Raw genomic sequence first — 20917 nt, 5'->3', positions numbered from 1 at the left:
ATGCCAGGCGGCAAATGATTGCAGCTCCCCGACCGCTATTTCCATCGACTAACGGCCCGTTAGTCTCAGACCAAGAATTCTAGAACCATATGAAGCGGTGCATGCCTTTCGTCTGGCTTCGACGTACGACAATGACTGTCGGCGCACTTGTTCTCGCCTGCCCGTTGCAGGCGTTCGCCGCCTCGTCGAAACCGAATATCTTGTTCATCCTCGGCGATGACATCGGTTGGACGCAGACGTCGGTCCAAATGGACCCGAACATTCCTTTCTCCAAAAGCGACTACCACGAAACTCCCAATCTCGAACGGCTCGCCTCGCAAGGCATGCGGTTCTCCAACGCTTACGGCCAGCCGATGTGCTCGCCCGGCAAGATCGCGCTGCTGACCGGCAAAAGTCCCGCCCAGAATCAAATGAACAACGTCATCGACTACACGTTGTTCCCCGACGCCGTCTACTCCGGGCACGAACTCACCGGCGTCCTGCCCATGTACAAGTTGGATGAAAACAAGACGGTCGCCGATTGGCTGAAAGCGAAGACCCCCGACTACGGCACCGCGATGATCCGCAAGGATCACGTCGGAGCGACGCCGACCGAATATGGCTTCGATTTGTACGACTTCTTCCTGAACGGGTACGCCCCGGCCGGCGAAGATCCGCACAAGTTGTTCAGCACGGCCAATCGCGCGAACGCCTACATCAACGACCAGGCCTCGCAAGACAAGCCCTTCTTCATGCTGCTGGCGCCCAGCGCGTCGCATGCTCCGTACGAGTACCGACAGTCGACGTTCCAGTACTTCCAAAACAAAGCGAAAGGCGCTCGCCACAAGTCGGACCAGTTGGCCGCCGACACGTTCGAATTGGACGCCATGGTCGGCCAGGTGCTCGATAATTTGGATGCGCAGGGACTCTCCGACAACACCTACGTCTTCTTCACCTCCGACAACGGCGGCAACGCCTCGGCGCGATTCAACGAGCCGCTGATCGGCGGCAAAGGCAACATCTACGAAGGCGGCTTGCGCGTGCCGTTCATCGTCAGGGGGCCCGGCATCGCGCCGAACTCCACGAGCAGCGTCCCCACCGTCGGCATGGATCTCTTCGCTACCGCCTCGGAAATCGCCGGCATCACGGCGCCGCTCGACCCCATGCTCGAAAGCGCCTCGATCCTGCCGGTCCTCCACAATAACGGCCAGTTGCCGGGCGGCGTGCCGCTGCAACGGGCGTTCGGGGCCAACGGCGAGTTGTTCTTCCACATTCCCCACTACTCCGACAACGCCACGCCGATGTCGGCGATCCGCGACGGCGATTACAAGCTCATTAAGATCTATGCCGAGAGCGGCAATCCTGAGCAAATCATGCTCTTCAACATCGCCGCCAACCCGACGGAAAGCACGAACGTCAATTCGCCGCTAAACCTTGCCTCGCAAATGCCGCAGAAGGTGCAGCAAATGCTCGGCAAGTTGGACAATTGGCTCACCGGCGTCGACGCCTCGATGCCGCAACGCGACACCGACCCCGTCATGTTCACCTGGAACGCCAGCCAACGCGGCGAATACCCGACGCAGTGGCGCTCGACCACGCGGGTGAAAGACTTCCGCAGCGAAACCTGGGACGCCGTTCACAACCAGCCCCACAATCCGGCCTATGACGCGAAGCTCGTCGCGACGACTCCGCTCCAACCGAATCTGGCCCACGACGCCTACAAGTTCGACGGCAACGACTACATGTTCCGTCCCTTCTTCCGCGTCTCCGACCCGAAGGCGAATAGCCCCTACGACAAAGACAACTCGGCGACGCTGAGCATGTGGCTCAAAATCGACGCGATGGATCGCAACCAACTCGTCTTCGAAACCGGCGATGGAAATTCAGCCGGCATGTCGATGTCGATCGGCGACGCCGACGGCGACGGCGTGTTCAACGACGTTCGCGTTCGGGTGCTCGGGCAGGGCGACGTCAGCCTGACCGCCACCGGCAAGCTCGACGTCTTCGACAACCCGACCAAACGGTTCATGGAAGTGACGGCCGTCATTTCGGACGACCCGGCAAATCGCTACCTCGATCTCTACATCAACGGCGCCCTCTTTACCCACATCGCCGGCATCGCGGGCGCCGCCGGTACGGTCAATTGGGACGGGCTCGACGAAGCCGGCCTCGGCAACGCCCGCGGCTATTCTTCGAACAACGTCGGCGGTAACGGCGGCACTGGCCCGCGGCCGTTCCTCGGCGGCTTCCGCGGCCAGATCGCCGAGATGCGCTTCGCTAACTACGCGGTCACCGCAGCCAACGTCGCCAGCATGTACAACGCCAAGTTCGACGCGGCCGGCTACCGCGTTCAAGGCGTGAGCGGTCAAGCCGCCGTTCCCGGCGCACGGCCCACCGATCTCTCGCTGGGGATGTCGGAATCGGCCGGAATGCAAGTCTCTCAGGAGACGCGGGGACGACTCCTGCAAGCGCTCAGCGTCGACGCCATCGTCACTCCCGGCGAAAACAACTCGGCCAACAACGGCTTCTCCAGCGGCGTGCTGGCCCAAAACGCCGAGTACGTCAGCTACATGCTGAACTTCGATCCGCAAGGCAACGAAGTCGGCACGATGAAGCAAATCGTCGGGTCGGTCACCTTCTCCGACGACATCATCGGTTTGATTACCAACGTCGGCACGCTGGCTCTCTCCGACAAAATCGTCGGCGGCTTTGGCAACTACGGACAAGCGGCCAATCGCGGGGTCGCCTTCGACCCGGCGAATCAGGTCACGATTTCCGCCGACCATCGCACGATCACCTTCAACCTGAGCGTGGCAGGCGACGATGCGTTGCAGTTCCGCGTGCTGACGGCGCTTAATCTCACGCCCAACGACGCTGACTTCAACAACGACGGCTACGTGAACAACGACGACCTCGTCATCTGGAAGGGCGCCTTCGGAACCACGACGGCTGGCGACGCCAACGGCGACGGCGTCACCGACGGGGCCGACTTCCTGGTCTGGCAACAAACCTTCGGAACTGGCCCCGTCGCGACGACGGCGGCCTCGGCCACGGTGCCGGAGCCTGCGGCAGCGTCGCTCCTGGCGATCGCCGCCGTGGCTGGCTGGGCAGCCCGTCGTCGGCAGACCGCGTAACGAAAACGTCTGCGATTGGACAGACGGCAAGCATCGTGATGGCGGCCCCGACCACGTTGGGGCCGCCATTTTCGTGCGCGGATGCGGCGATTTGCTACCGAATCTCCACCGTGAGGGACCGCGAGCGAATTCCCGGCGTCCCCGCCTGGATCGCCGTCAGCTTCACCTTGCCGCGGCCCAGCGTCTTCGCCGGAATGGAAACCTCTCCCTCGCCGCCCGCGACGGTCGCCAGCGACTCGCTGTTCTGGAACACCTCGACGTCCCCCTTCTGCGTCGCCGTTACTTTCAGAACGACCGACTCGTCGATCCCCACCGACGGCGTCACGACGCTCAGCAAGACGGAACCCTTTCCGTTGCGAACCTCGACGACGCCCACCCAGCCTCCCTGCACCGCGATCGGCGTGTTGTCGACGGCCACGACCCACAGATCATGCCAGCCGTCGACTAGCTTCGTCGTATCGATCGTGAGCGGTTGCCCCGGATTCGCCGTCGCGGTCCGCACGCCGTCGACGATCGCCTCAAACCGGCTCGCCTGGCGACTGTCGGGATACGCGGCCGACGGCGTCAGCGTGACGGTGCCCTTCAGCGGCGTCGTCACGTCAAAGCCGGGCAAGCTCACCTTCGGCGTCTTCGCCCATGGATGGCAAAGCGGATCGCCAATAATCAGCAAGTGGCATGGCGCCGCCACCGACTGATAGTACGATTCCGCCAGCGAGCAGCCGCGGGCATAGTGCACATGCAACGCCGGCGACGGAAACTTCGCCGCCAGCGCGAACGGCTCGCACACCGTTCCCGACGCCCCGGCGGCGCCAAGCCGAATGAACTCGCTGATCCGCGTTTGCGGATTCACTTCTTCGCGCAGCATCATCTGCCCGCCGGCGCTCGTCAGGTTGTCGACCAAAGCGCCCGGCAAAATCGTGCTCCCCGAATCGCGCAGCAACAGGTGGGGCGTCCCCGTCGTCAGCCCCGCGACGTCGAGTTTCGCCAACGGCGCCGTCCCCTGGTCGACGACGCCCCTCACGCCAAGCGCCGCCAATTCCGCCACCGCGTCGCGATAGCCCGCGTCGCGAACCTTCGAGCGGACGTTGTTGTTCGCCATGTAGTAAATGGTGCCGCGATAATTGGCGCCATCGGCCCCTTTCGAACGGCGCAGCGACGCGATCACCTCATCCACAGTGTTTCCCTGACCATGCGTAATGCCGAGCGCCGTCGAGAGGTAATACTTCAACCCGCCAGGTTCGGGACCGTTCGGCCCCCAGCCTTCGCTCGCCGAGAACGCCCGCGACTTCGTTTTACCGGCGACCGTCGGCGCGTAATACAGATTCACGTTGCCCAGGAACATCTCCTTCCGCTCCGCGAACAAGAACTGGGAAAGGTACGCTGCCGACGTGAGCGACGTCACCGGTCGCGAGGTCTTCGGGAACTGCTCGTTCGGCCACATCCGCGCGCAGTCGATCAGATAGGGAAACCCGCTGCTGAACGCGATGCAGTCGATCTGCGGCAGCACGCCTCGCTGCTCTAGCTCCGCAAGCGCCGGCTTCATGATCGAATCGCGAAACAGCACCCCCGAAGTGCTGCGATCGTCCCCTTTCCACGGGATGTAAACGACGTTGGTCGCCGGGATCTGCCGCAATTCGATGTAGCAGTTCGCGACCGCCAGCGAATCGGGATCGTTCGAATTGACCAGCAGCGCCACGTTCTGCGGTCCGCCGCCGGCGACGGCAATGGCACAGTTCAAGGCTGCCGCCGCGACAGCGGCCAGCAGCAGAGTCGCGAGGCGCCGTGACATGGTCGTCTTCCGTGAGAGTTCCGACAGGCTAAGCAGATCCGTTGGCTTCGGCCAGCAGTTGCTCCTGCCAGTGATCGATTAACTTCATCGCGTCGCGCGGGCTGGTCGCGTCGAGATCGACGCCGCGAATGAGTTCGAGCAGCGGATGCTCGGCCGCTTCGAACAACGTCATCTGCAGTTGGGCCCCCGCGCGACGCCGTCCGCGTTTCACGCCGTTCGCCCCCGCGTGCGAACCGTCGACGCGCGTTAGTTCTACGTCCTCGGCCCGATTTTGGCTCGCCGCGGCGGAGCCCTTCTCCAGGCTCGCAAGAATCTGCTCCGCCCGCTGATTCACTTCCCGCGGCACGCCGGCCAGCTGCGCGACATGAATGCCGAAGCTCTTCTCCGCCGCCCCGGGGATAATCTGGTGCAAGAACACCACTTGGTCCTGCCACTCGCGAACCGCGACGTTGAAGTTCGCTAACTGCGGCAACTCCTTCGCCAGTTGCGTCAATTCGTGATAGTGCGTCGCAAAGAGCGTCCGGCAACCAATCTGATCGTGCAAATGCTCGACCACTGCCCACGCGAGCGACAGCCCGTCGTAGGTGCTCGTGCCGCGGCCAATCTCGTCGAGAATCACGAGGCTCCGCGCGGTGGCCGTGTTGAGAATCCGCGCCGTCTCGGTCATCTCGACCATGAACGTACTACGGCCGCGGGCCAAATCATCGCTGGCTCCGACGCGGGCGAAGATCCGATCGGCGACGCCCACCGTCGCACTCTTCGCCGGCACAAAGCTGCCGACCTGCGCCATCAACTGCAACAACGCCGTCTGCCGGATGTAGGTACTCTTACCAGCCATGTTGGGGCCGGTAATCAAGAGTATCGAGTGGCGAGTGGCGGGGTGCGAGTTATTAGGAGGAAGTTCGGCGCCTGCTGGTTCCAACTCGCGACTCGCGACTCGTCCCTCGCAGCTCGTATCGTTCGGCACAAACGTCCCCGCCGCCTCGGTCGCATCGAGCACCGGGTGCCGCCCCGCGATCAGTTCCAACCGCGGCTCGGCAACGATCGTCGGCCGGCAGTAATTGCGCGACCGCGCCAGTTCCGCCAGCCCCGCCAGCACGTCGATTTCCGCCAGCGCATCGGCCGTCGCCAGAATCCGCCGCGCGGCCGCGGCAACCGTCTCGCGCAGCTCGACGAACAAGTCGTACTCGATATCCTTCGCCCGCTCTTCCGCGGCGAGGACCTTCTCTTCGTGAACCTTCAGCTCCGGAGTCACATACCGTTCGGCATTCTTCAACGTCTGCTTGCGGATGAAGTCGGCCGGAATCTTGTCGCGATGGGCGTGAGTAATTTCGAGGTAGTAGCCGAAGACGTTGTTAAACCCGACCTTCATCGACGCGATGCCGGTCCGCTCGATCGCCTCGGCCTGATAGGCGGCGATCCACTGCTTGCCACCCTTGGAAAGCTCACGCTGCTCGTCGAGTTCCGCATGAAAGCCAGGCCGCACGAAGCCGCCGTCGCGGGCGTTCAGCGGACAATCGTCGGCGAGCGCCGTCTCCAGCTTCTCCCGCACGTCGCCGCACAGGTCGATCCGCTCTTCCAACTGCGACAGCCGCGCCGACTTTCGCCCCGTTAGCTTCGCCTTCACCACCGGCAAGCAGCGGAGCGTCCTGGCGACGAAGCTGAGATCTCGCGGCGTCGCGCGACCAGTCGTCACGCGGGCCAGCAGTCGTTCGATGTCGTAAATCGAACGGAGCGCCTCGCGCAGGTCGCCGGTAAACGACGGATCGGCGTGCAACTCGCCCACAGCATCAAGTCGTGAATCAATCGCCGCCACGTCAGTGAGCGGCGCCGCCAGCCATTCGCCCAGCAGCCGAGCGCCCATCGAGGTGACGGTCCGATCCATCACGCCGAGCAGCGAACCCTCGCGCCGCCCATCGCGGATCGTTTGGCTGATTTCCAAACTCCGTCGCGTCGCTTGATCGATTTCCAGTCGCGTCTCGCGGCGGTAGGGAATCAGCCGATCGATATGCCCCAGCGAGGTCTTCTGCGTTTCGTTGAGATAGTCGAGCACCGCCCCCGCGGCCTGGATCGCCGGGCCGTCGTCGTCGGTAAAACCGAACCCGTCGAGCGAGTGGGCGCCAAAGTGCCGCGTCAGCGCGTCGTCGCCCGCCTCACGGCTGAAGGCCCACGTCGGCCGCCGCGTGATCATCCGCCCTTCGCACCACTCCCCCGGCAACTCTCCCGCATCCTCGCGAACCAGAATTTCCACCGGCGCCACGCGAGCGAGTTCGTCGCCGAGCCGTTCCGCGGTCGTCACGGTCGCCTCGAACCGCCCGGTCGACACGTCGACCCACGCCAACCCGCAGGCGTCCTTCGTCGGGCTCGCCGCCAGTGCCAGCAGGAAGTTCGCCGTCGACGGTTCCAGCAGCGAATCGTCGGTCACCGTCCCGCGGCTCACGATCCGTGCGACCTCGCGTTTGACGATCCCCTTCGCCTGCTTGGGATCTTCCATCTGTTCGCAGACGGCGGCCCGAAATCCGCGGGCGATCAGCTTCGCCAAATACTGGTCAAGCTGGTGGTGCGGAAATCCCGCCATCGGGATCGGGTTTTCACCCTTGTCGCGGCTGGTGAGCGACAGTCCCAACTCCCGCGCACAAGTTTTCGCATCCTCGTGAAACAGCTCGTAGAAGTCTCCCATCCGAAACAGCAAAATCGCATCACCCGCCACCTGCTTGGCGTCGTGATACTGCTGCATCATCGGAGAGAGAGCCATCGAACTATTTCGCTTCTGAGTTATTGCATTTCCTTTGCGCCTTTGCGTGAGATCTAAATCAAGATTGTCTCACGCAAAGGCGCGAAGGCGCAAAGGAATACGGGAAAGGGCAGGGGACTCGCAGCACGCCATGCTACCAGCGCACGGGCGTCGGCCTCAACCAGCACCGCGGAGCCTGTCGATTAGCGCGGCGTCTTCCGCGCTTCGGTAAGAAATGGCCGCAATTCGTCGAAGAAATCGCCCGCGTCGGCGAATTGGCGATAGACGCTCGCGAAGCGGACGAACGCCACCGGATCGAGATCTCGCAAGTGGTCCATCACCAACTCGCCGAGCCGATGGCTCTCGATCTCGCTGTCGAACGTCGTATAAACGTCGTTCTCAATCGCGGCCACCGTGCGTTCGATGTCGCGGTCGCTAATCGGCCGCTTCCAGCAGGCGCGTTCGAGGCCCCCTTTGATTTTGTCGCGCGAGAAGGGAACGCGCGAGCCATCCTTCTTCACCACCTTGATGGCGGTCTCTTCGATCCGCTCGTACGTGGTGTACCGCCGCTTGCAAGAAAGGCATTCCCGCCGCCGACGGATCGAGAAGCCATCCTGGCAAGCCCGCGAGTCAATCACACGATCGTTGTCGATGCGACAGAAGGGGCATTTCATGGTCGCCATCATACACCAGGCGCGCGCCTCGTCCACGGCGCCGTCGAGGGGAGGGCGGCACATTTCGACAAACCGAGGAGCAGTGCTGGCAAGCTGTACCGCCCGCCGGCGAATACCCCGCAGAATCGCTGGCACAGCGTTCCCGGTGTACCCGCCGCGTCGCCTCGCAGAGCCGCTCCGCGACTCTCTGCGCCGCTGCGGCCGACCGCTATAATGCTCGCCGCTCCCCCGATCCGCAGGCCGCCGTGTTCCATCGTCCGGCCGCTACCCTTCAGCCGCTTCCCGCGAGGATTCCCCGCCGATGAAATGCCCTGCCTGCGCCGCGGAGCTTCCCGCCGAAGCCGCCTTCTGCCACAAGTGCGGCGTCGCGATCAGCTCCTCCGTCGACCAACCAGCGGCAGCCGGCGGGCCCGCCGCCGCGAAGCGGCCGCGGGCTGCAGTTCCCCCCACGGCGGGGGAGGACCAAGAGGAAGTGTTGTGGCAGGGCCAATTCTCGAAGCTCGCGATGCTCGGCGCCTGGATCGCCGGCGGGGCGTTCACGCTCGTTATCATCGTCATCGGCTTCTTTGCTAGCTTCACCGGCGGCGCGTGGGCGATCGCCGCCGGCGCCATCGTGCTCGTCTGGATTGCGCTCGTCCTGCGGCTCCTCTACCTGCAGCTCAGCCTTCACTACTACCTCACGAACCAACGCTTCATCCACGAGCGCGGCCTGCTGTGGCGCGAAGTCGACCGCATCGAAACGATCGACATCGACGACGTCGGCGTCGTCCAAGGCCCCGTCGAGCGGATGCTGAAAATCGGCTCGATCCGCCTGCGCTCGAGCGACGCCTCGACGCCGGAATTCATGATCCAGGGGATCGAGAACGTCCGCCAAGTCGCGTCGCTGATCGACGATGCCCGCCGCAAAGAACGCCGCCGGCGGGGGATGTATATCGAATCGGTGTAGAATTCACTGCGAACCCATGGACTTTGACTTCACGGCCTCTGCGGGCGATAATTCAAGGCAGCCGATTTGAACATCTTCCGCAGAGGCGTTTCGTCATGCTAGACAACCTCTCACCCGAGCATTCGCAGTACATTGCCGCAGCCATTGCCAGCGGGCGCTACCAAAGCGAAGCCGAAGCGCTTAATCAGGCGGTGCATCTGCTGCAACGCCGCGATGAGCTTCGAGGCATGCTTGAAGTCGCTGAAAAGCAGATCGAGGCCGGCCTCTGCAAACCCGCGGAGGAAGTCTTCGATCGACTTGAGAAACGCGCTCTTGAGCTGATGCGGCAGCAGAAAGAGGCCTCTTGAAAGTACGGCGTCTGGATATCACGCAGGACGCCGAAAACGATCTGGACGGAATCTTCTCGTTTAAGCCTGTTGCAGCTCTGCACTTCGTGCAGCGTCTGAGACGCCGCTGCCTACCGCTGACCAAAAATCCATTCGTCGGCGAAGATTGCAGTGAGTTTGGCCCTGGCATGAGGCGGCTGAGCTATCAGAGCTACCTCATCTTCTTCCGTATCGACGATGACGCGGTGATCGTCCTCAGGGTTGTTCACGGCGCTCGCGACCTGACGGAGTTGTTCTGAAGAAGCAGAAATCTTCTCCTACTTCCCCTCCGCCGACCAATCTCGCCGCTGCCGGCTGCTGGGAATATTCATCGCCTTGCGATACTTGGTCACGGTCCGCCGTGCCACGGTGACGCCCGCCTTGCCGAGTTCGTCGACCAGCGCGTCATCCGACAGCGGCTTCGTCTTATCTTCACCGTCGATGATCTCCTGCAGCTTCAGCCGCACGCGATCCCACGCCACTTCTTCGCCGTCGGCGCCAGTGGTGCCGCCGACGAAGAACCGCTTCAGCGGGAAGATCCCGCGCGGCGTTTGAATCCACTTATCGTCGACCGCGCGGCTCACCGTCGTGACGTGCACGCCGACCTTGTCGGCAATCTGCTGCATCTTCAGCGGTTCGATGTGGTCGGGGCCGTCGTCGAGGAACTTCGTCTGGTGATCGACGATCGCCTGCGACACTCGCGTGAGCGTGCTGCGGCGCTGCTCGATCGCTTCGATCAGCCACTGCGCGGCGTTCACCTTCCGCTTGATGTAATCACGCGTCTCGGCCGAGGTCCCCGACTCCTGCAGCAGCCGCCGGTAGTAGGGGCTGATGTAGAGCGACGGCAGATCGCCGTCTTCGAGGTGAACGGCGTACTTGCCTTCGTCGTTCTTCTCGACGAACACGTCGGGCGTCACCGCCGGAGCGCTCGTCTCGGTGAAGTCGGCGCCTGGCTTCGGCTTCAGCGTCCGCAGGTCTTCCCACGCTTCTTGAATCGTCTCGATCGAGAAGCCGGTCTTCTTCGAGATCAGCGGCAGCCGGTTGTTCTCCAGGTCTTCGAGATGATGCTCGATGAGCACCTGCAGTTCCTCGTAGAACAATAGCCCCGGCGTCAATTGGAGTAGCAAGCACTCTTTCAAGCTGCGGGCCCCGACGCCTGGCGGATCGAGTCGCTGCACCACGGCGAGCGCCCGTTCGGCCATCGCGAGTTGCTGAGCACGCCACGCCTCGGCGTTGCCGTTCACCTCGGGAGGCGCCGGCGGAATCAAATCCTCCAGCGGCGACTTGAGGTAACCGTTGCTGTCGAGGTTGTAGATAATGCGGTCGGCCATCCGCCGCGTTTCTTCGTCGAGATCGAACCAGCTCAGCTGATGATCCAGATAATCCTGCAGCGACTCGGGCCGGGCAACCATGTTCGCCATCTGATCGTGACGACGGTCCCCCTCGGCTTCGATCTCCCCGCGCGACGGCCGGCTGCGCTCCTCGTAATCATCCGGCAGATTCTCTGCCATGTTGAGGAGACGTTCGAAGTCATCCTCGTTGTTCGTGTTTTCGCTGACGACCAACTCGCGCTCGGTGTCGGCCGGCGCATCTGGTCCGTCGGCGACCGCAAGGGTCTCTTCAAAACCGTTTTCTTCGATCTCACCAGACGGCTCGATCTGATCGAGCACCGGGTTGTCTTCCATCTCCTGCTCGATCCGCTCCTGCAGCGCGATGATCGGCAGTTGTAGGATTTCCATCGACTGGATCATCCGCGGCGCCAGCACCTGCTTCTGGGCCATCTGCATGCTTTGGCCGAGGGAGAGTCGCATGGCGTGTGTTCGTTCCGCAGAAGGTCGAGTGGTGTCAGTGACGCGTGGTCTGAATTGCAGCGTCGGAAAAAGTTGGACGTTGCACGACTGCAATCGGCGTGCCAAGTACCTGTAGCATACTGGCCAGCTTCGCGGCAGGTCAAACATTCCGCCGCGATTGCGGCTGTGAGAACGAACCACGAAAGCTCAAAGAGCTTGAAGAAAAGCGCGAAGGAGAAACACGCAACGATCGCTGAGATCTAGCGGCCGACATGTTCCCCACAAGCGCCCGCGCGCGATGATGATCGCAACGTAACCGGGCGGCTCTTCGTGTCGTTCTTGGCGTCTTTGTGCCGTCGTGATTAGCCCTGCCAACCACGCCTGCGACGCCTTAATTTTACCCCAAGAATCTGCCGCGAGTCTCGCCATTTTGGCCCCATTTGGAGCCCCTACGACCTATTCCGGCGGCTGCATGTTGCCCAAACCGCCCAGGGCGTCGGACAGTCCCGGAATATTCATCCCGCCCGCGAGGGATTGCATTTGCTCGGCGTGAAGTTCCTTCGCCTTCTGCTGGGCCGCGTTAATCGCCGCCGGCAGCAAATCTTCGAGCAACTCGCGGTCTTGCTTCGCGATGAGCGACGGGTCGATCCGCACCGCGAGCGCCTCGCCCAACCCGTTGGCGTCGACCTCGACGAGCCCGCCCCCCGCCGAACCGGTGACGCGCTTCGTCTTCAGCTCCGCGGTGAGCTGCTGCATCTTGCTCCCCATCTCCTGCGCTTGCTTGATCAGCCCCGGCAGGTTGGCGAGATTTTCTAAGCCTTTGAACATCGCATCATCTCCGCTTCGCTATGAAGACTAACCGCCAAGGACGCCAAGGACGCCAAGGGGAAGAGCAATAACTAGCCCGCGAATCACGCGAATTGTCGCGAATCAAAAACAGATGGATTCCATTCGCGCAGATTTGCGTGATTCGCGGGCTGTCTCTCAGCTTTTCGTCGTGTCCGCCGTGCCGCCGTGGTTCAGCGCCCCATGCATTTCCTTGGCGAACCTTGGCGTCCTTGGCGGTTCAATTCTTCTTTTTTAATTCGCCGGCCCGTCGACGCGCGGCGCCACGTAACGCAACCGATCCGCGTCGGCGTCGAACAATTCTACCGCGCGCTTCACGAACGGGTCGGCCGCCGCGTCGGCTTGCTGCTGTTTCGGATTTGGCCGCGAAGCAGCGGCGGCTGCCGGGCCTGAACCGGCAGGGTCGGCGTGCGTCGTCAACGTCAGCGGCACGCGGCCGCCGCAAATCTGTTCGAGCACCGCGTCGAGCTTGCTGAGATTCTGCGGCCGCAGGCAGGTCTCGCGCATGTATTTTTTGCTTTCGGGAAAGCTCACGACGAGCCGCCCCTGAGCATCCGCGCTGATCCGCGTCGCTTCGTGCGCCGACGCCGCGACGACGCCGGAGATCGCTTCGAGCTGTTCGAGCGCCTCGCGCCAAATCCGCTCCGCTGCAGCAGCATCAATCCGCACCGGTCCCGCAGAAGTCGGCGGCGCACTCACTGCCGCAGGCTGAGCCACGCTCTCGGGGCGCTCCGCTTCAGCGGTCCGCCTTCCCGCCCCAGCGTCAGGCTCCGCACTTTCCCTAACCCCGGGCTCCGCTCGGGAGTAATCCTCCGCGGCGTTGGGCCTCACAGAAGCCACCGACTCCGCCGGTGGACGATCCACCGCGCGAGCCACCTCAACCGGCGCGACATTCACCAGCGGAGCCGGTGGCTTGGCTGCCATAGGCATCGCCGGGCTAGCTATCTCGTTTTTTTTTGCGCCCAGCGCCGCAGCGCTCCCCACAGGAGCCGCGCTCGCCGCCGCCCGCACCGGCAGCGCCTCGCCCCCCTTGAGCTGCTCAATCAGCGCCGCAATCTCATCGAGATTCTGCAAATGGCAAATCCGCACTAGCGCCATCTCGGCCAACGTCCGCACCTGCGTGCTCACGCGCAGCCGCGCGGCCGTCTGATCAAGCACCTGCGAAACCGCCAGCAGCGTCTGCACGCCGAGTCGCTGCCCGACGCTCAGCATCTCCTCCCGCTGCGTTGGCAACGCATACAGCAGTTGGCTCGCGTCGCATCCAACGGCCTGCGTCATCGCATCGCGGAAGTACCCGAGTAGCTGATCAATCAGCTGCCCCACCTCGGCGCCCTCGACGATCGCCGCGTCAAGTTCCGCGAGCGCCGCCGCCGCGTCACGATTCACGAGCGGTTCAACGAGCCGCGTCAGCCGCGCCGCCGGCGCTAGGCCGAGCAGTTCGGTGACGTCCTTCGTCGAAATCTGCCGGCTGCCGGTCGACAGCAATTGCTCGAGCAGTGACTGGCTGTCGCGCATCGACCCCGCCGCCCGCATCGCGATGATCTGTAGCGCGTCAGACTCTACCTCGACCCCTTCGTTCGTCGCGATCTCGCTCAGCCGCTTGTGAATCGCCGTCGGCTCGATCCCCGCGAAGTCGTACCGCTGGCACCGCGAGAGGATCGTGATCGGGATCTTGTTCGCTTCGGTCGTGGCGAAAATGAACTTCACATGCTCCGGCGGCTCTTCGAGCGTCTTCAGGAGGGCGTTGAACGCCTCCTTCGTCAGCATGTGGACTTCGTCGATGATGTAGATCTTGAACCGCGCCCGCGCCGGCCGCACGGCAACGTTCTGCCGCAGTTGGCGAATCTCGTCGATGCCGCGATTGCTGGCGCCGTCGATCTCGAGCACGTCGACGTCGTCGCCGCTGGCAATGCTCTGGCAAACCTCGCACTCGCCGCACGGGTAAGCCGACGTGCCTCGCTCGCAGTTGAGGGCCTTCGCCAGAATGCGGGCGGAGGAAGTCTTGCCGACCCCGCGCGCGCCGGTGAAGAGGTAGGCATGCCCGACGCGGTCGCTCTCGATGGCGCCCTTGAGCGCCTTGGCGACATGCTCTTGCCCGACGAGCTGATCAAACGCCTGCGGCCGATACCGTCGCGCGACGACGACATATTCGCCGCCAGTGTCTGCGTTCGAAGGTGACGGCGACTCGTTCATAGGGCAGGGAGGGTTCGCGAAACAGTGCAGCGCCCTCACCCGTTAGCCGGAGGGCCACGCCCTCCGGGAGGCGCCAAGCCAGAACCGCCCCGCTCCACGGCCGACGACGAGAGGCCCCCACACAAAGAGACGCAAACTTATGGCTGCTGCGTTTCCGCCCTGACCAGGTTCGTAAGGCCCCCATTGCAAGGGCCCCTCGTCGACGACCGCCGCGCACGGCGTTCAAGACCCTCAGTTGTACGCGCCCCACTCCCCCCCGTCAAAGGCCCGCCGCCCCCGCCGCCCGCCAATTCCCAAGTGGCGTCCCGCCCCCCAACCCGCTAGGCTGAACCGCTTGTAGCCGCGGGTCCACGCCCCGCCGGAGCGTCCCCCAAACCGACTTGCCCCACTCCGCTCGCGCCCCTTGAGCCTGCAACCGACCACCATCGACCCGCCCGCCGCCTCCGCCGCGCCGTGGCGAGCCCTCTACCCCTTCGAATCGCGCTGGTTCCTCACCGATGGCCGGCGGCTCCACTACCTCGATGAAGGCCCCCGCGACGCCGAGCGGACCCTGCTGTTCGTCCACGGCAACCCCACCTGGTCGTTCCACTGGCGGCGGCTCATCCAGTCGCTTCGCGGCGAGTACCGCTGCATCGCCCCCGATCACATGGGCTGCGGGCTGAGCGACCTGCAGCCTCGTCCGCTGCAACTCGCCGACCACATCGCCAACCTCCGCAAGCTCGTCGAATCGCTCGACCTGCAACGCGTGACCCTCGTCGCCCAAGACTGGGGGGGCGCCATCGGCCTCGGCACGCTGCTCGCCGAACGCGAACGCTTCGAGCGGATCGTCCTGTTCAACACCGGCGCCTTCCGCCCCTGGTTCATCCCGTGGCGAATCCGCGCCTGCCGCGGCAAGGTCCTCGGCCGATTGATGCTGCAAGGCGCCAACGCCTTCTCGCGGGCCGCGCTCACGATGACGCTGGCCCGCAAGAAAGAGCTCGAACCAGACGTCCGCGCCGGCTATCTCGCCCCGTACAACTCGTGGCGTCGTCGCGCGGCCGTTTACCAGTTCGTCCGCGACATTCCCTCGAACGACCGCCACCCGACGTGGCAGACGCTCGAAGGCATCGAACGCAAGCTCCCGCAAATGGCCGACCTGCCGACGCTGCTCGTTTGGGGCGAGCAAGACTGGTGCTTCAACACGCAGTGCCTCACGCGGTTCGTCGAAGAATGGCCCGACGCCGACGTCGTTCGCCTTCCCGACGTCGGCCACTGGGTCGTGGAAGACGCCCCCGAAGAAGCGGAACGGGCGGTGCGCAGCTTCCTCCACCGGACCGACGCATGAGCGCTGCCGCTCGACCACCCGCCGCGCCGCCCCTCACCCTCGGCGGTTGCGCGACGCTCGCCTGCACCTGGGAAGCGACCGCCGCCAAGCCGGGGAATGTCTACCGCGGAGCCGACTTCGAGGATCTCACCTACGCCGACTTCCTCACCAGCGCCGCGGTGATCGGCCCGGTGATTGATCGCACGGCAGAACAGGGGGTCGGCGCCACGATCTTCGCCGCCGTCGCCGCCACCCGCGCCGCCGTCGCCACGAACACCAACCTCGGCATGCTGTTGCTCATCGCCCCGCTGGCCGCAGTCCCCTGCGGCGTGCCGCTTCGCGAGAGCATTGAGCAGGTACTCGCAGGCCTGAACTATGACGACACGTGCGCCGTCTACCGCGCGATCCCCCTCGCCCAACCCGGCGGCATGGGCGAAGTCGCCGAGGCCGACGTGCACGAACCGCCCCCCGCCGGCCTGACGCTCCGCGCCGCGATGCAAATGGCCGCCGATCGCGATCTCATCGCTCGGCAGTATGCGAACGGCTTCGTCGAAGTCTTCCGCACGGCCGATCGCATCGCAAACCACGCCGCCGCGGGCCAACCGCTCGGCGAGGCGATCGTACTGGCCTTCATGGAACTGCTGGCCGAAGAGCCCGATTCGCTGATCGCCCGCAAGCTCGGCCCCGAGGCCGCTCGCGAAGTGTCGCAACACGCCGCGACGATCCTCGACTCCCGCCGTCACGGCGAGGACTCGTTCCAAGCGATGCGGGCCGAGTACGATTTCTGGCTCCGCGCCGACGGCCACCGCCGCAACCCTGGCACAACGGCCGACGTCATCGCCGCCGCCCTCTTCGTGCTCCTCCGCGAAAACAGACTTGCCTGGCCGGTAAAATTCTACGCCCCCCCAATTAGCCCCGAGTAAGCTTGCTCGGGGCTGCTCCTGACAAACCGCTTTTTAATTAAGACTTCAACACAGAGGACACAGAGAGCACGGAGTAAGAACGATAATCCTCTTTCCTACGTCTTCTCCGTGCCTTCTGTGCTCTCTGTGTTGAAAGCATTCAGTCTTTCTTACTTCAAGCAAAGCCAGCCGTGTAACCGCCATGCCCGAAACCTACCGCGTCCGCATCCACAAGGAACGGCTCGTCTTCAGCACGGCCCACTTCATCACCTACGCCGGCGACATTTGCGAGCCGATCCACGGCCACAACTACCACGTCTACTGTGAAGTCGAAGGCCCGCTCGACGGCAACCAGTACGTCATCGACTTCATCGCGCTCCGCGACGCCCTGCAAAAGATCGTCGACGGCCTCGACCACCGCGTTGTGCTGCCGCTGCGACACCCGACGATCAAGGTCGTCGAACAGCCGGGCGGCGAAGCGGGCGAAGTCGTCGCCACCCACGGCAAGCGTCGCTGGATTTTCCCCCGCCAAGATTGCGTGCTGCTCGAAGTCGAGAACACGACGGCGGAGCTGCTAGCCAAACACATCGCCAGTGAAACGCTCGCCACCCTCGCCCCCGCCGTCCGCGACGCGCTCGTCTCGATGGAAGTCGGCGTCGACGAATGCGACGGCCAATGGGGCGTGTACCGCTGGCGTGCCTAAATGCTTCTTGTGCAGTCCCGTCCCCCGAATAGCCCCGGGCAAGCTTGCCCGGGGCTGCCCCCACTCCACGCTACGCCGCACCACGCACAAACCCTAACGATTATCCGGCCTGGCGTGCCGACGCCGCCCCCGCGCGCCCGCATCAAGTCCCCGCGCCGCCCGCGACGATTAAACCCATACGGCAAACTACGCGCATCACGCCGAGTTACCCAACCGTCCGCTGTGGGAGGCGTCTCCGACGCCGATTCCGCTCACCAATATAGGCGGTTGCGGTAGCGCAACGCAGTTTCGGGGTCAGAGACCCCTCCCACAGAGTTTGGGGCCGTCCGCTCCCATGGGTGACATCCGCAAAGCCGCCGTCCTCCTCACTACCCTTCCCGAGGAAGAGGCGGCCGACATCCTCCAGCGGCTCGACTCCAAGCAAGTCGAGATGGTGTCGATCGAAATTGCCAAGCTCAAGTCGGTCTCAGCCGAAGAGCAAGAACAAATCATCGTCCAGTTCGCCGAGTCGAATCCCGCGGCCACCGCCGAAGGGGGCGGTCTCGATCGCGCGAAAAACCTCGTGCAAAAAGCCTTCGGCAAAAACGCCGGCGGCACGCTCGACACGATCCGCCAAGCGATCGAAGAGGTCCCCTTCGCGTTCCTCCGCACGATCGACAGCCAGAACATCCTCACCTACGTCATCGACGAACACCCGCAGACGATCGCGCTCGTCCTCTCGCACCTGCCGGCCGCGGCGGGCGCCGCGATCCTTGCCGGCCTGCCGCCCGAACGCCAAATCTCGGTCGTCCAGCGGATCGCCCAAATGGGCCAGACGAGCCCCGACATCATCAAGGAAGTCGAGCATGGCCTCGAACGCCGCATGTCGAGCGTCATGAGCCAGAGCTTTGAAAACGCCGGCGGCGTCGGCGCCGTGGCCGAGATGCTCAACGTCGCCGACCGCGCCACCGAGCGGCAGCTGATGGAGCAACTCTCGCTCGAAGACGCCGAGCTGGTCGAAGAAATTCGCCGCCTGATGTTCGTCTTCGAAGACATGGCGAAGTTCAACGACAAGGACCTGCAGATCGTCATGAAGAACGTCGAGACCTCGCAGTGGGCCACGGCGCTCAAAGGCTGCAGCACCGAGCTGCGGGACAAGGTCTTCAAAAACATGTCGACCCGCGCCGCCGACATGCTCAAGGAAGAAATCGGCTACCTCGGCCCGGTCAAACTCTCGGCGGTCGAAGCGAAGCAGCAGGAAATCGTCGACATCGTCCGTCGCCTCGAAGACTCCGGCGAGCTGGAACTCAACCCCGGCGGCGAGCAAGAAGCGCTCGTACAATAGCCCGCCGGCGGCGCCTTTTCGCCTGGAATCCGCCAATCGGCGGGCTATGTCAGTTGTCAGTGGTCCGTGGTCAGTTGCTGGAACCAGGCGGCTGCATGCCCCTGCGACAGCCGCAACTGACTACTGACAACGGACTACGGACGCTGCCGCCTAAGCGGCAGCTGCTAGCAGCCTTCATATTGTGCTTGCGGAACCTTAACGATTTCGCTCTACTTCCCGCTTGGTAGGGTTGTGCCGCACGAGGCGGCGCCCCTGCGAAGTAGGCGGAGACGACGGAGCGAGTTGGACACGGGTGTCCAGGCAAGGCGATATGCGACAGGACTGGCGGGAATTTTCTGGATTCGGCGAACTGCTGTGCCTCGTGCTGGCCTGGACGGTCGGCCTCGGTGCCGTATGGGCCGACTACGCCGCCCGCGACCATAAGAGCGGCGCCAAAGTCGCCGTCAGCGGCGAACGCAAAGCGACCGTCCCCCGCATCGATTAATCGCCCGGCTTTCTTCCCGGCGAACCATGCCTGCGTCAGAACGCTCCCCATGCGCATTGCTGCACGGCTCAGCGTCTTCCACGCAGCCTCCTGGGTGCCACTGGCATTTCGCCAGTGAGAACTGCCGAGCAGGCCTCAAGTTCAACACCGGCAAAATGCCAGTAGCACCCACTCGTAACTCGCTACCCGCAACTCGAAACTACTCCGAGTGCACCGCTTGATCTTCGCCCTCATCCACGATCGGCCCGATCTCGTCGGCGCCCGTATCGTCCCGCGTGTCGCTCGCCTGGCGACGGCGTAGATAAAGCTTGATCGGCACTTCCTCGAAGTGCATATACTCGCGCACCGTGGAGAGCAGATACCGCTGATACGGCTTCGAGATGGCCGCCGGATCGTTGCAGAACAGCACGATGGTCGGCGGCTGGGCGCTCACCTGGGTGCCGTAGTAAATCTTCGGCCGGCGCCCCTGGAACAGCGGCGGCGGCGTCCGCTGCAGCGCTTCCTTCAGCATCCGGTTCAGTTGGCCCGTGGTCACGCGCTGCCGGGCTTGCTTAAACAACATTTGGGCGTGGTTCAGCAGCGCCTTCATGTTCTTGCCGGTCTGCCCGGTGATGAACGCGATCGGCGCGTACCGCTGGGCCCGGAAGCTGTCATTCAAGTACCGCACCCACTTCTCGGTCGGCATCGAATTGACCAGCAAATCCCACTTGTTCACAACGAAGATCACCGGCTTGTATTCCTCGCCGATGTATTCGCAAAGCTGCTTGTCGACCTTGCTGATCTTCTGCGTCGCATCGAGGAACAGCAGCACCACGTCGGCCCGCCGAATGCTGCGGTGGGCCCGGTGGGCGCCGTAGAAGTCAATCGACGCCCCTTGGCTCTTCGTACGGCGAATACCAGGCGTGTCGATCGCGACGAACCCTTTGCCGTCGAGTTCAAACCGCACGTCGACGCTGTCGCGGGTTGTGCCGGCGACCTCGCTGACAATCATCCGCTCGGCCTGGGCCAGCGTGTTGACGAACGTGCTCTTGCCGACGTTCCGCCGGCCGACGATCGCCACCTTCATCTCCGGCTCTTCCGCCGGCCCCTCGTCGGCGCTCTCGGGCGGCAACCGCTCGACGATCATGTTCAGCAGCACCGTCCGATTGCGGTTCTGCTTGGTACTGACCGGCACGATCTTGCCGCGGCCGAGGCGATAGAAGTCGGTCGTTTGCACGTCCATCTTCTCGTCGTCGGTCTTGTTCGCGATGCAGAGCACCGGCACTTCGACGTCGCGCAGCCGGCGGCCGACCTCTTCATCGAGCGGCATCAACCCGGCCCGCGTGTCGACGACGAACAAAATCACCGCCGCCGAATCGATCGCCGTCTGGATCTGATCTTCGATATGCTTCGTGAGGTTGTCTTCGTCCTCGATGCCGATGCCGCCCGTGTCGACCAGCTCGAAGTAGCGCCCTTCGTGGTCGGTGAGATAGTCGACGCGATCGCGCGTAACGCCAGGCTGATCTTCGACGATGGCCAGCCGAATGCCGGCGAGCCAATTGAAGACGCTACTCTTGCCGACATTGGGACGGCCGACGATGACAACTTTGGGGACGGCCATGGGAACCAACTTCTCGGCGGGGCGATGGAGGAGTCCATCATAATCTACGCCGCCGGGGCGGAGTAGCGTCGCCAGCCGCGGCGGAACCCCTTTCGGCGGCCAATTTTGGCCCTATAACTGGCCTTACGGAAACGTTAGGAGATCTCCCCCA

General features: G+C 63.7%; 16 protein-coding genes and 1 other RNA gene. 9 read left to right on the top strand and 8 right to left on the bottom strand.

Features of this window, described 5'->3' with window-relative positions:
* The first annotated feature begins 131 nt into the window (after positions 1 to 131).
* Positions 132 to 3113: a sulfatase-like hydrolase/transferase gene (locus PLANPX_RS04200; RefSeq protein WP_172991861.1), complete on the top strand. Its 2982-nt coding sequence runs from the start codon at positions 132 to 134 to the stop codon at positions 3111 to 3113.
* A gap of 94 nt (positions 3114 to 3207) precedes the next feature.
* Here the strand turns inward: PLANPX_RS04200 and PLANPX_RS04195 are convergent, their stop codons facing one another.
* The 3 genes from PLANPX_RS04195 to nrdR all read right to left on the bottom strand — a co-directional run bounded on the left by PLANPX_RS04195 (position 3208) and on the right by nrdR (position 8310).
* Positions 3208 to 4902: a hypothetical protein gene (locus PLANPX_RS04195; RefSeq protein ID WP_152097514.1), complete on the bottom strand. Its 1695-nt coding sequence runs from the start codon at positions 4900 to 4902 to the stop codon at positions 3208 to 3210.
* A gap of 28 nt (positions 4903 to 4930) precedes the next feature.
* A complete protein-coding gene (mutS, locus tag PLANPX_RS04190; protein ID WP_152097513.1) occupies positions 4931 to 7657 on the bottom strand; it encodes a DNA mismatch repair protein MutS in 2727 nt (908 codons plus the stop codon).
* Between the two features lie 182 nt (positions 7658 to 7839).
* A complete protein-coding gene (nrdR, locus tag PLANPX_RS04185) occupies positions 7840 to 8310 on the bottom strand; it encodes a transcriptional regulator NrdR (RefSeq protein WP_152097512.1) in 471 nt (156 codons plus the stop codon).
* Positions 8311 to 8611: 301 nt separating this feature from the next.
* Between nrdR and PLANPX_RS04180 the strand changes: the two genes are divergently transcribed.
* The 3 genes from PLANPX_RS04180 to PLANPX_RS04170 all read left to right on the top strand — a co-directional run bounded on the left by PLANPX_RS04180 (position 8612) and on the right by PLANPX_RS04170 (position 9881).
* A complete protein-coding gene (locus PLANPX_RS04180; protein WP_152097511.1) occupies positions 8612 to 9256 on the top strand; it encodes a PH domain-containing protein in 645 nt (214 codons plus the stop codon).
* Between the two features lie 95 nt (positions 9257 to 9351).
* The gene (locus tag PLANPX_RS04175; protein ID WP_152097510.1) at positions 9352 to 9603 is read left to right on the top strand and encodes a ribbon-helix-helix domain-containing protein; all 252 of its coding nucleotides are present in this window, start codon (positions 9352 to 9354) and stop codon (positions 9601 to 9603) included.
* Positions 9600 to 9881 (top strand): type II toxin-antitoxin system RelE/ParE family toxin, encoded by a 282-nt coding sequence (locus PLANPX_RS04170; RefSeq protein ID WP_152097509.1) that lies wholly within the window; start codon positions 9600 to 9602, stop codon positions 9879 to 9881. The genes PLANPX_RS04175 and PLANPX_RS04170 overlap by 4 nt, the downstream gene beginning before the upstream one ends.
* Before the next feature lie 18 nt (positions 9882 to 9899).
* Here PLANPX_RS04170 and rpoN read toward each other — a convergent pair whose 3' ends face one another.
* The 4 genes from rpoN to ffs form a co-directional block, all read right to left on the bottom strand.
* Entirely contained in the window at positions 9900 to 11432 is a 1533-nt protein-coding gene (rpoN, locus tag PLANPX_RS04165; protein ID WP_152097508.1) for an RNA polymerase factor sigma-54, read from the bottom strand.
* A 435-nt stretch (positions 11433 to 11867) separates the two neighbouring features.
* Positions 11868 to 12239, bottom strand: a complete 372-nt coding sequence (locus PLANPX_RS04160) for a YbaB/EbfC family nucleoid-associated protein (RefSeq protein ID WP_152097507.1) — start codon at positions 12237 to 12239, stop codon at positions 11868 to 11870.
* Between the two features lie 252 nt (positions 12240 to 12491).
* Positions 12492 to 14450 carry a DNA polymerase III subunit gamma/tau gene (dnaX, locus tag PLANPX_RS04155; RefSeq protein WP_152097506.1) on the bottom strand — a complete coding sequence of 653 codons (1959 nt, stop codon included), beginning with the start codon at positions 14448 to 14450 and terminating at the stop codon, positions 12492 to 12494.
* Between the two features lie 104 nt (positions 14451 to 14554).
* Positions 14555 to 14649: signal recognition particle sRNA small type (gene ffs, locus PLANPX_RS04150), an RNA gene on the bottom strand.
* A gap of 204 nt (positions 14650 to 14853) precedes the next feature.
* On the opposite strand from ffs, the gene PLANPX_RS04145 reads away from it, so the two are divergent.
* From PLANPX_RS04145 to PLANPX_RS27135, 5 genes are all read left to right on the top strand, one after another.
* Positions 14854 to 15774, top strand: a complete 921-nt coding sequence (locus tag PLANPX_RS04145) for an alpha/beta fold hydrolase (RefSeq protein WP_232536298.1) — start codon at positions 14854 to 14856, stop codon at positions 15772 to 15774.
* Positions 15771 to 16676 carry a triphosphoribosyl-dephospho-CoA synthase gene (locus tag PLANPX_RS04140; RefSeq protein ID WP_172991860.1) on the top strand — a complete coding sequence of 302 codons (906 nt, stop codon included), beginning with the start codon at positions 15771 to 15773 and terminating at the stop codon, positions 16674 to 16676. Before PLANPX_RS04145 ends, PLANPX_RS04140 begins: the two co-directional genes overlap by 4 nt.
* 181 nt (positions 16677 to 16857) lie before the next feature.
* The gene (locus PLANPX_RS04135; protein WP_152097504.1) at positions 16858 to 17358 is read left to right on the top strand and encodes a 6-pyruvoyl trahydropterin synthase family protein; all 501 of its coding nucleotides are present in this window, start codon (positions 16858 to 16860) and stop codon (positions 17356 to 17358) included.
* A gap of 334 nt (positions 17359 to 17692) precedes the next feature.
* A complete protein-coding gene (fliG, locus tag PLANPX_RS04130) occupies positions 17693 to 18682 on the top strand; it encodes a flagellar motor switch protein FliG (RefSeq protein WP_152097503.1) in 990 nt (329 codons plus the stop codon).
* A 310-nt stretch (positions 18683 to 18992) separates the two neighbouring features.
* Positions 18993 to 19166 (top strand): hypothetical protein, encoded by a 174-nt coding sequence (locus PLANPX_RS27135; protein WP_172991859.1) that lies wholly within the window; start codon positions 18993 to 18995, stop codon positions 19164 to 19166.
* A gap of 199 nt (positions 19167 to 19365) precedes the next feature.
* Here the strand turns inward: PLANPX_RS27135 and der are convergent, their stop codons facing one another.
* Entirely contained in the window at positions 19366 to 20766 is a 1401-nt protein-coding gene (der, locus tag PLANPX_RS04125; RefSeq protein ID WP_152097502.1) for a ribosome biogenesis GTPase Der, read from the bottom strand.
* Positions 20767 to 20917: the final 151 nt, after the last annotated feature.

This window comes from Lacipirellula parvula (genome assembly GCF_009177095.1).
Taxonomy (GTDB): Bacteria; Planctomycetota; Planctomycetia; order Pirellulales; family Lacipirellulaceae; genus Lacipirellula; species Lacipirellula parvula.
The sequence above is the reverse complement of the archived record's forward strand: the minus strand, read 5'-3'. Positions and strand labels throughout refer to the sequence as shown.

Bases quoted from the DNA above. Each gene is read 5' to 3' on its own strand.
- dnaX (WP_152097506.1), bottom strand. From the start codon at position 14,450: ATGAACGAGTCGCCGTCACCTTCGAACGCAGACACTGGCGGCGAATAT.
- PLANPX_RS04160 (WP_152097507.1), bottom strand. From the start codon at position 12,239: ATGTTCAAAGGCTTAGAAAATCTCGCCAACCTGCCGGGGCTGATCAAG.
- PLANPX_RS04135 (WP_152097504.1), top strand. From the start codon at position 16,858: ATGCCCGAAACCTACCGCGTCCGCATCCACAAGGAACGGCTCGTCTTC.
- PLANPX_RS27135 (WP_172991859.1), top strand. From the start codon at position 18,993: ATGCGACAGGACTGGCGGGAATTTTCTGGATTCGGCGAACTGCTGTGC.
- PLANPX_RS04195 (WP_152097514.1), bottom strand. From the start codon at position 4,902: ATGTCACGGCGCCTCGCGACTCTGCTGCTGGCCGCTGTCGCGGCGGCA.
- PLANPX_RS04175 (WP_152097510.1), top strand. From the start codon at position 9,352: ATGCTAGACAACCTCTCACCCGAGCATTCGCAGTACATTGCCGCAGCC.
- rpoN (WP_152097508.1), bottom strand. From the start codon at position 11,432: ATGCGACTCTCCCTCGGCCAAAGCATGCAGATGGCCCAGAAGCAGGTG.
- fliG (WP_152097503.1), top strand. From the start codon at position 17,693: ATGGGTGACATCCGCAAAGCCGCCGTCCTCCTCACTACCCTTCCCGAG.
- PLANPX_RS04200 (WP_172991861.1), top strand. From the start codon at position 132: ATGACTGTCGGCGCACTTGTTCTCGCCTGCCCGTTGCAGGCGTTCGCC.
- PLANPX_RS04180 (WP_152097511.1), top strand. From the start codon at position 8,612: ATGAAATGCCCTGCCTGCGCCGCGGAGCTTCCCGCCGAAGCCGCCTTC.
- der (WP_152097502.1), bottom strand. From the start codon at position 20,766: ATGGCCGTCCCCAAAGTTGTCATCGTCGGCCGTCCCAATGTCGGCAAG.
- nrdR (WP_152097512.1), bottom strand. From the start codon at position 8,310: ATGAAATGCCCCTTCTGTCGCATCGACAACGATCGTGTGATTGACTCG.
- PLANPX_RS04140 (WP_172991860.1), top strand. From the start codon at position 15,771: ATGAGCGCTGCCGCTCGACCACCCGCCGCGCCGCCCCTCACCCTCGGC.
- mutS (WP_152097513.1), bottom strand. From the start codon at position 7,657: ATGGCTCTCTCTCCGATGATGCAGCAGTATCACGACGCCAAGCAGGTG.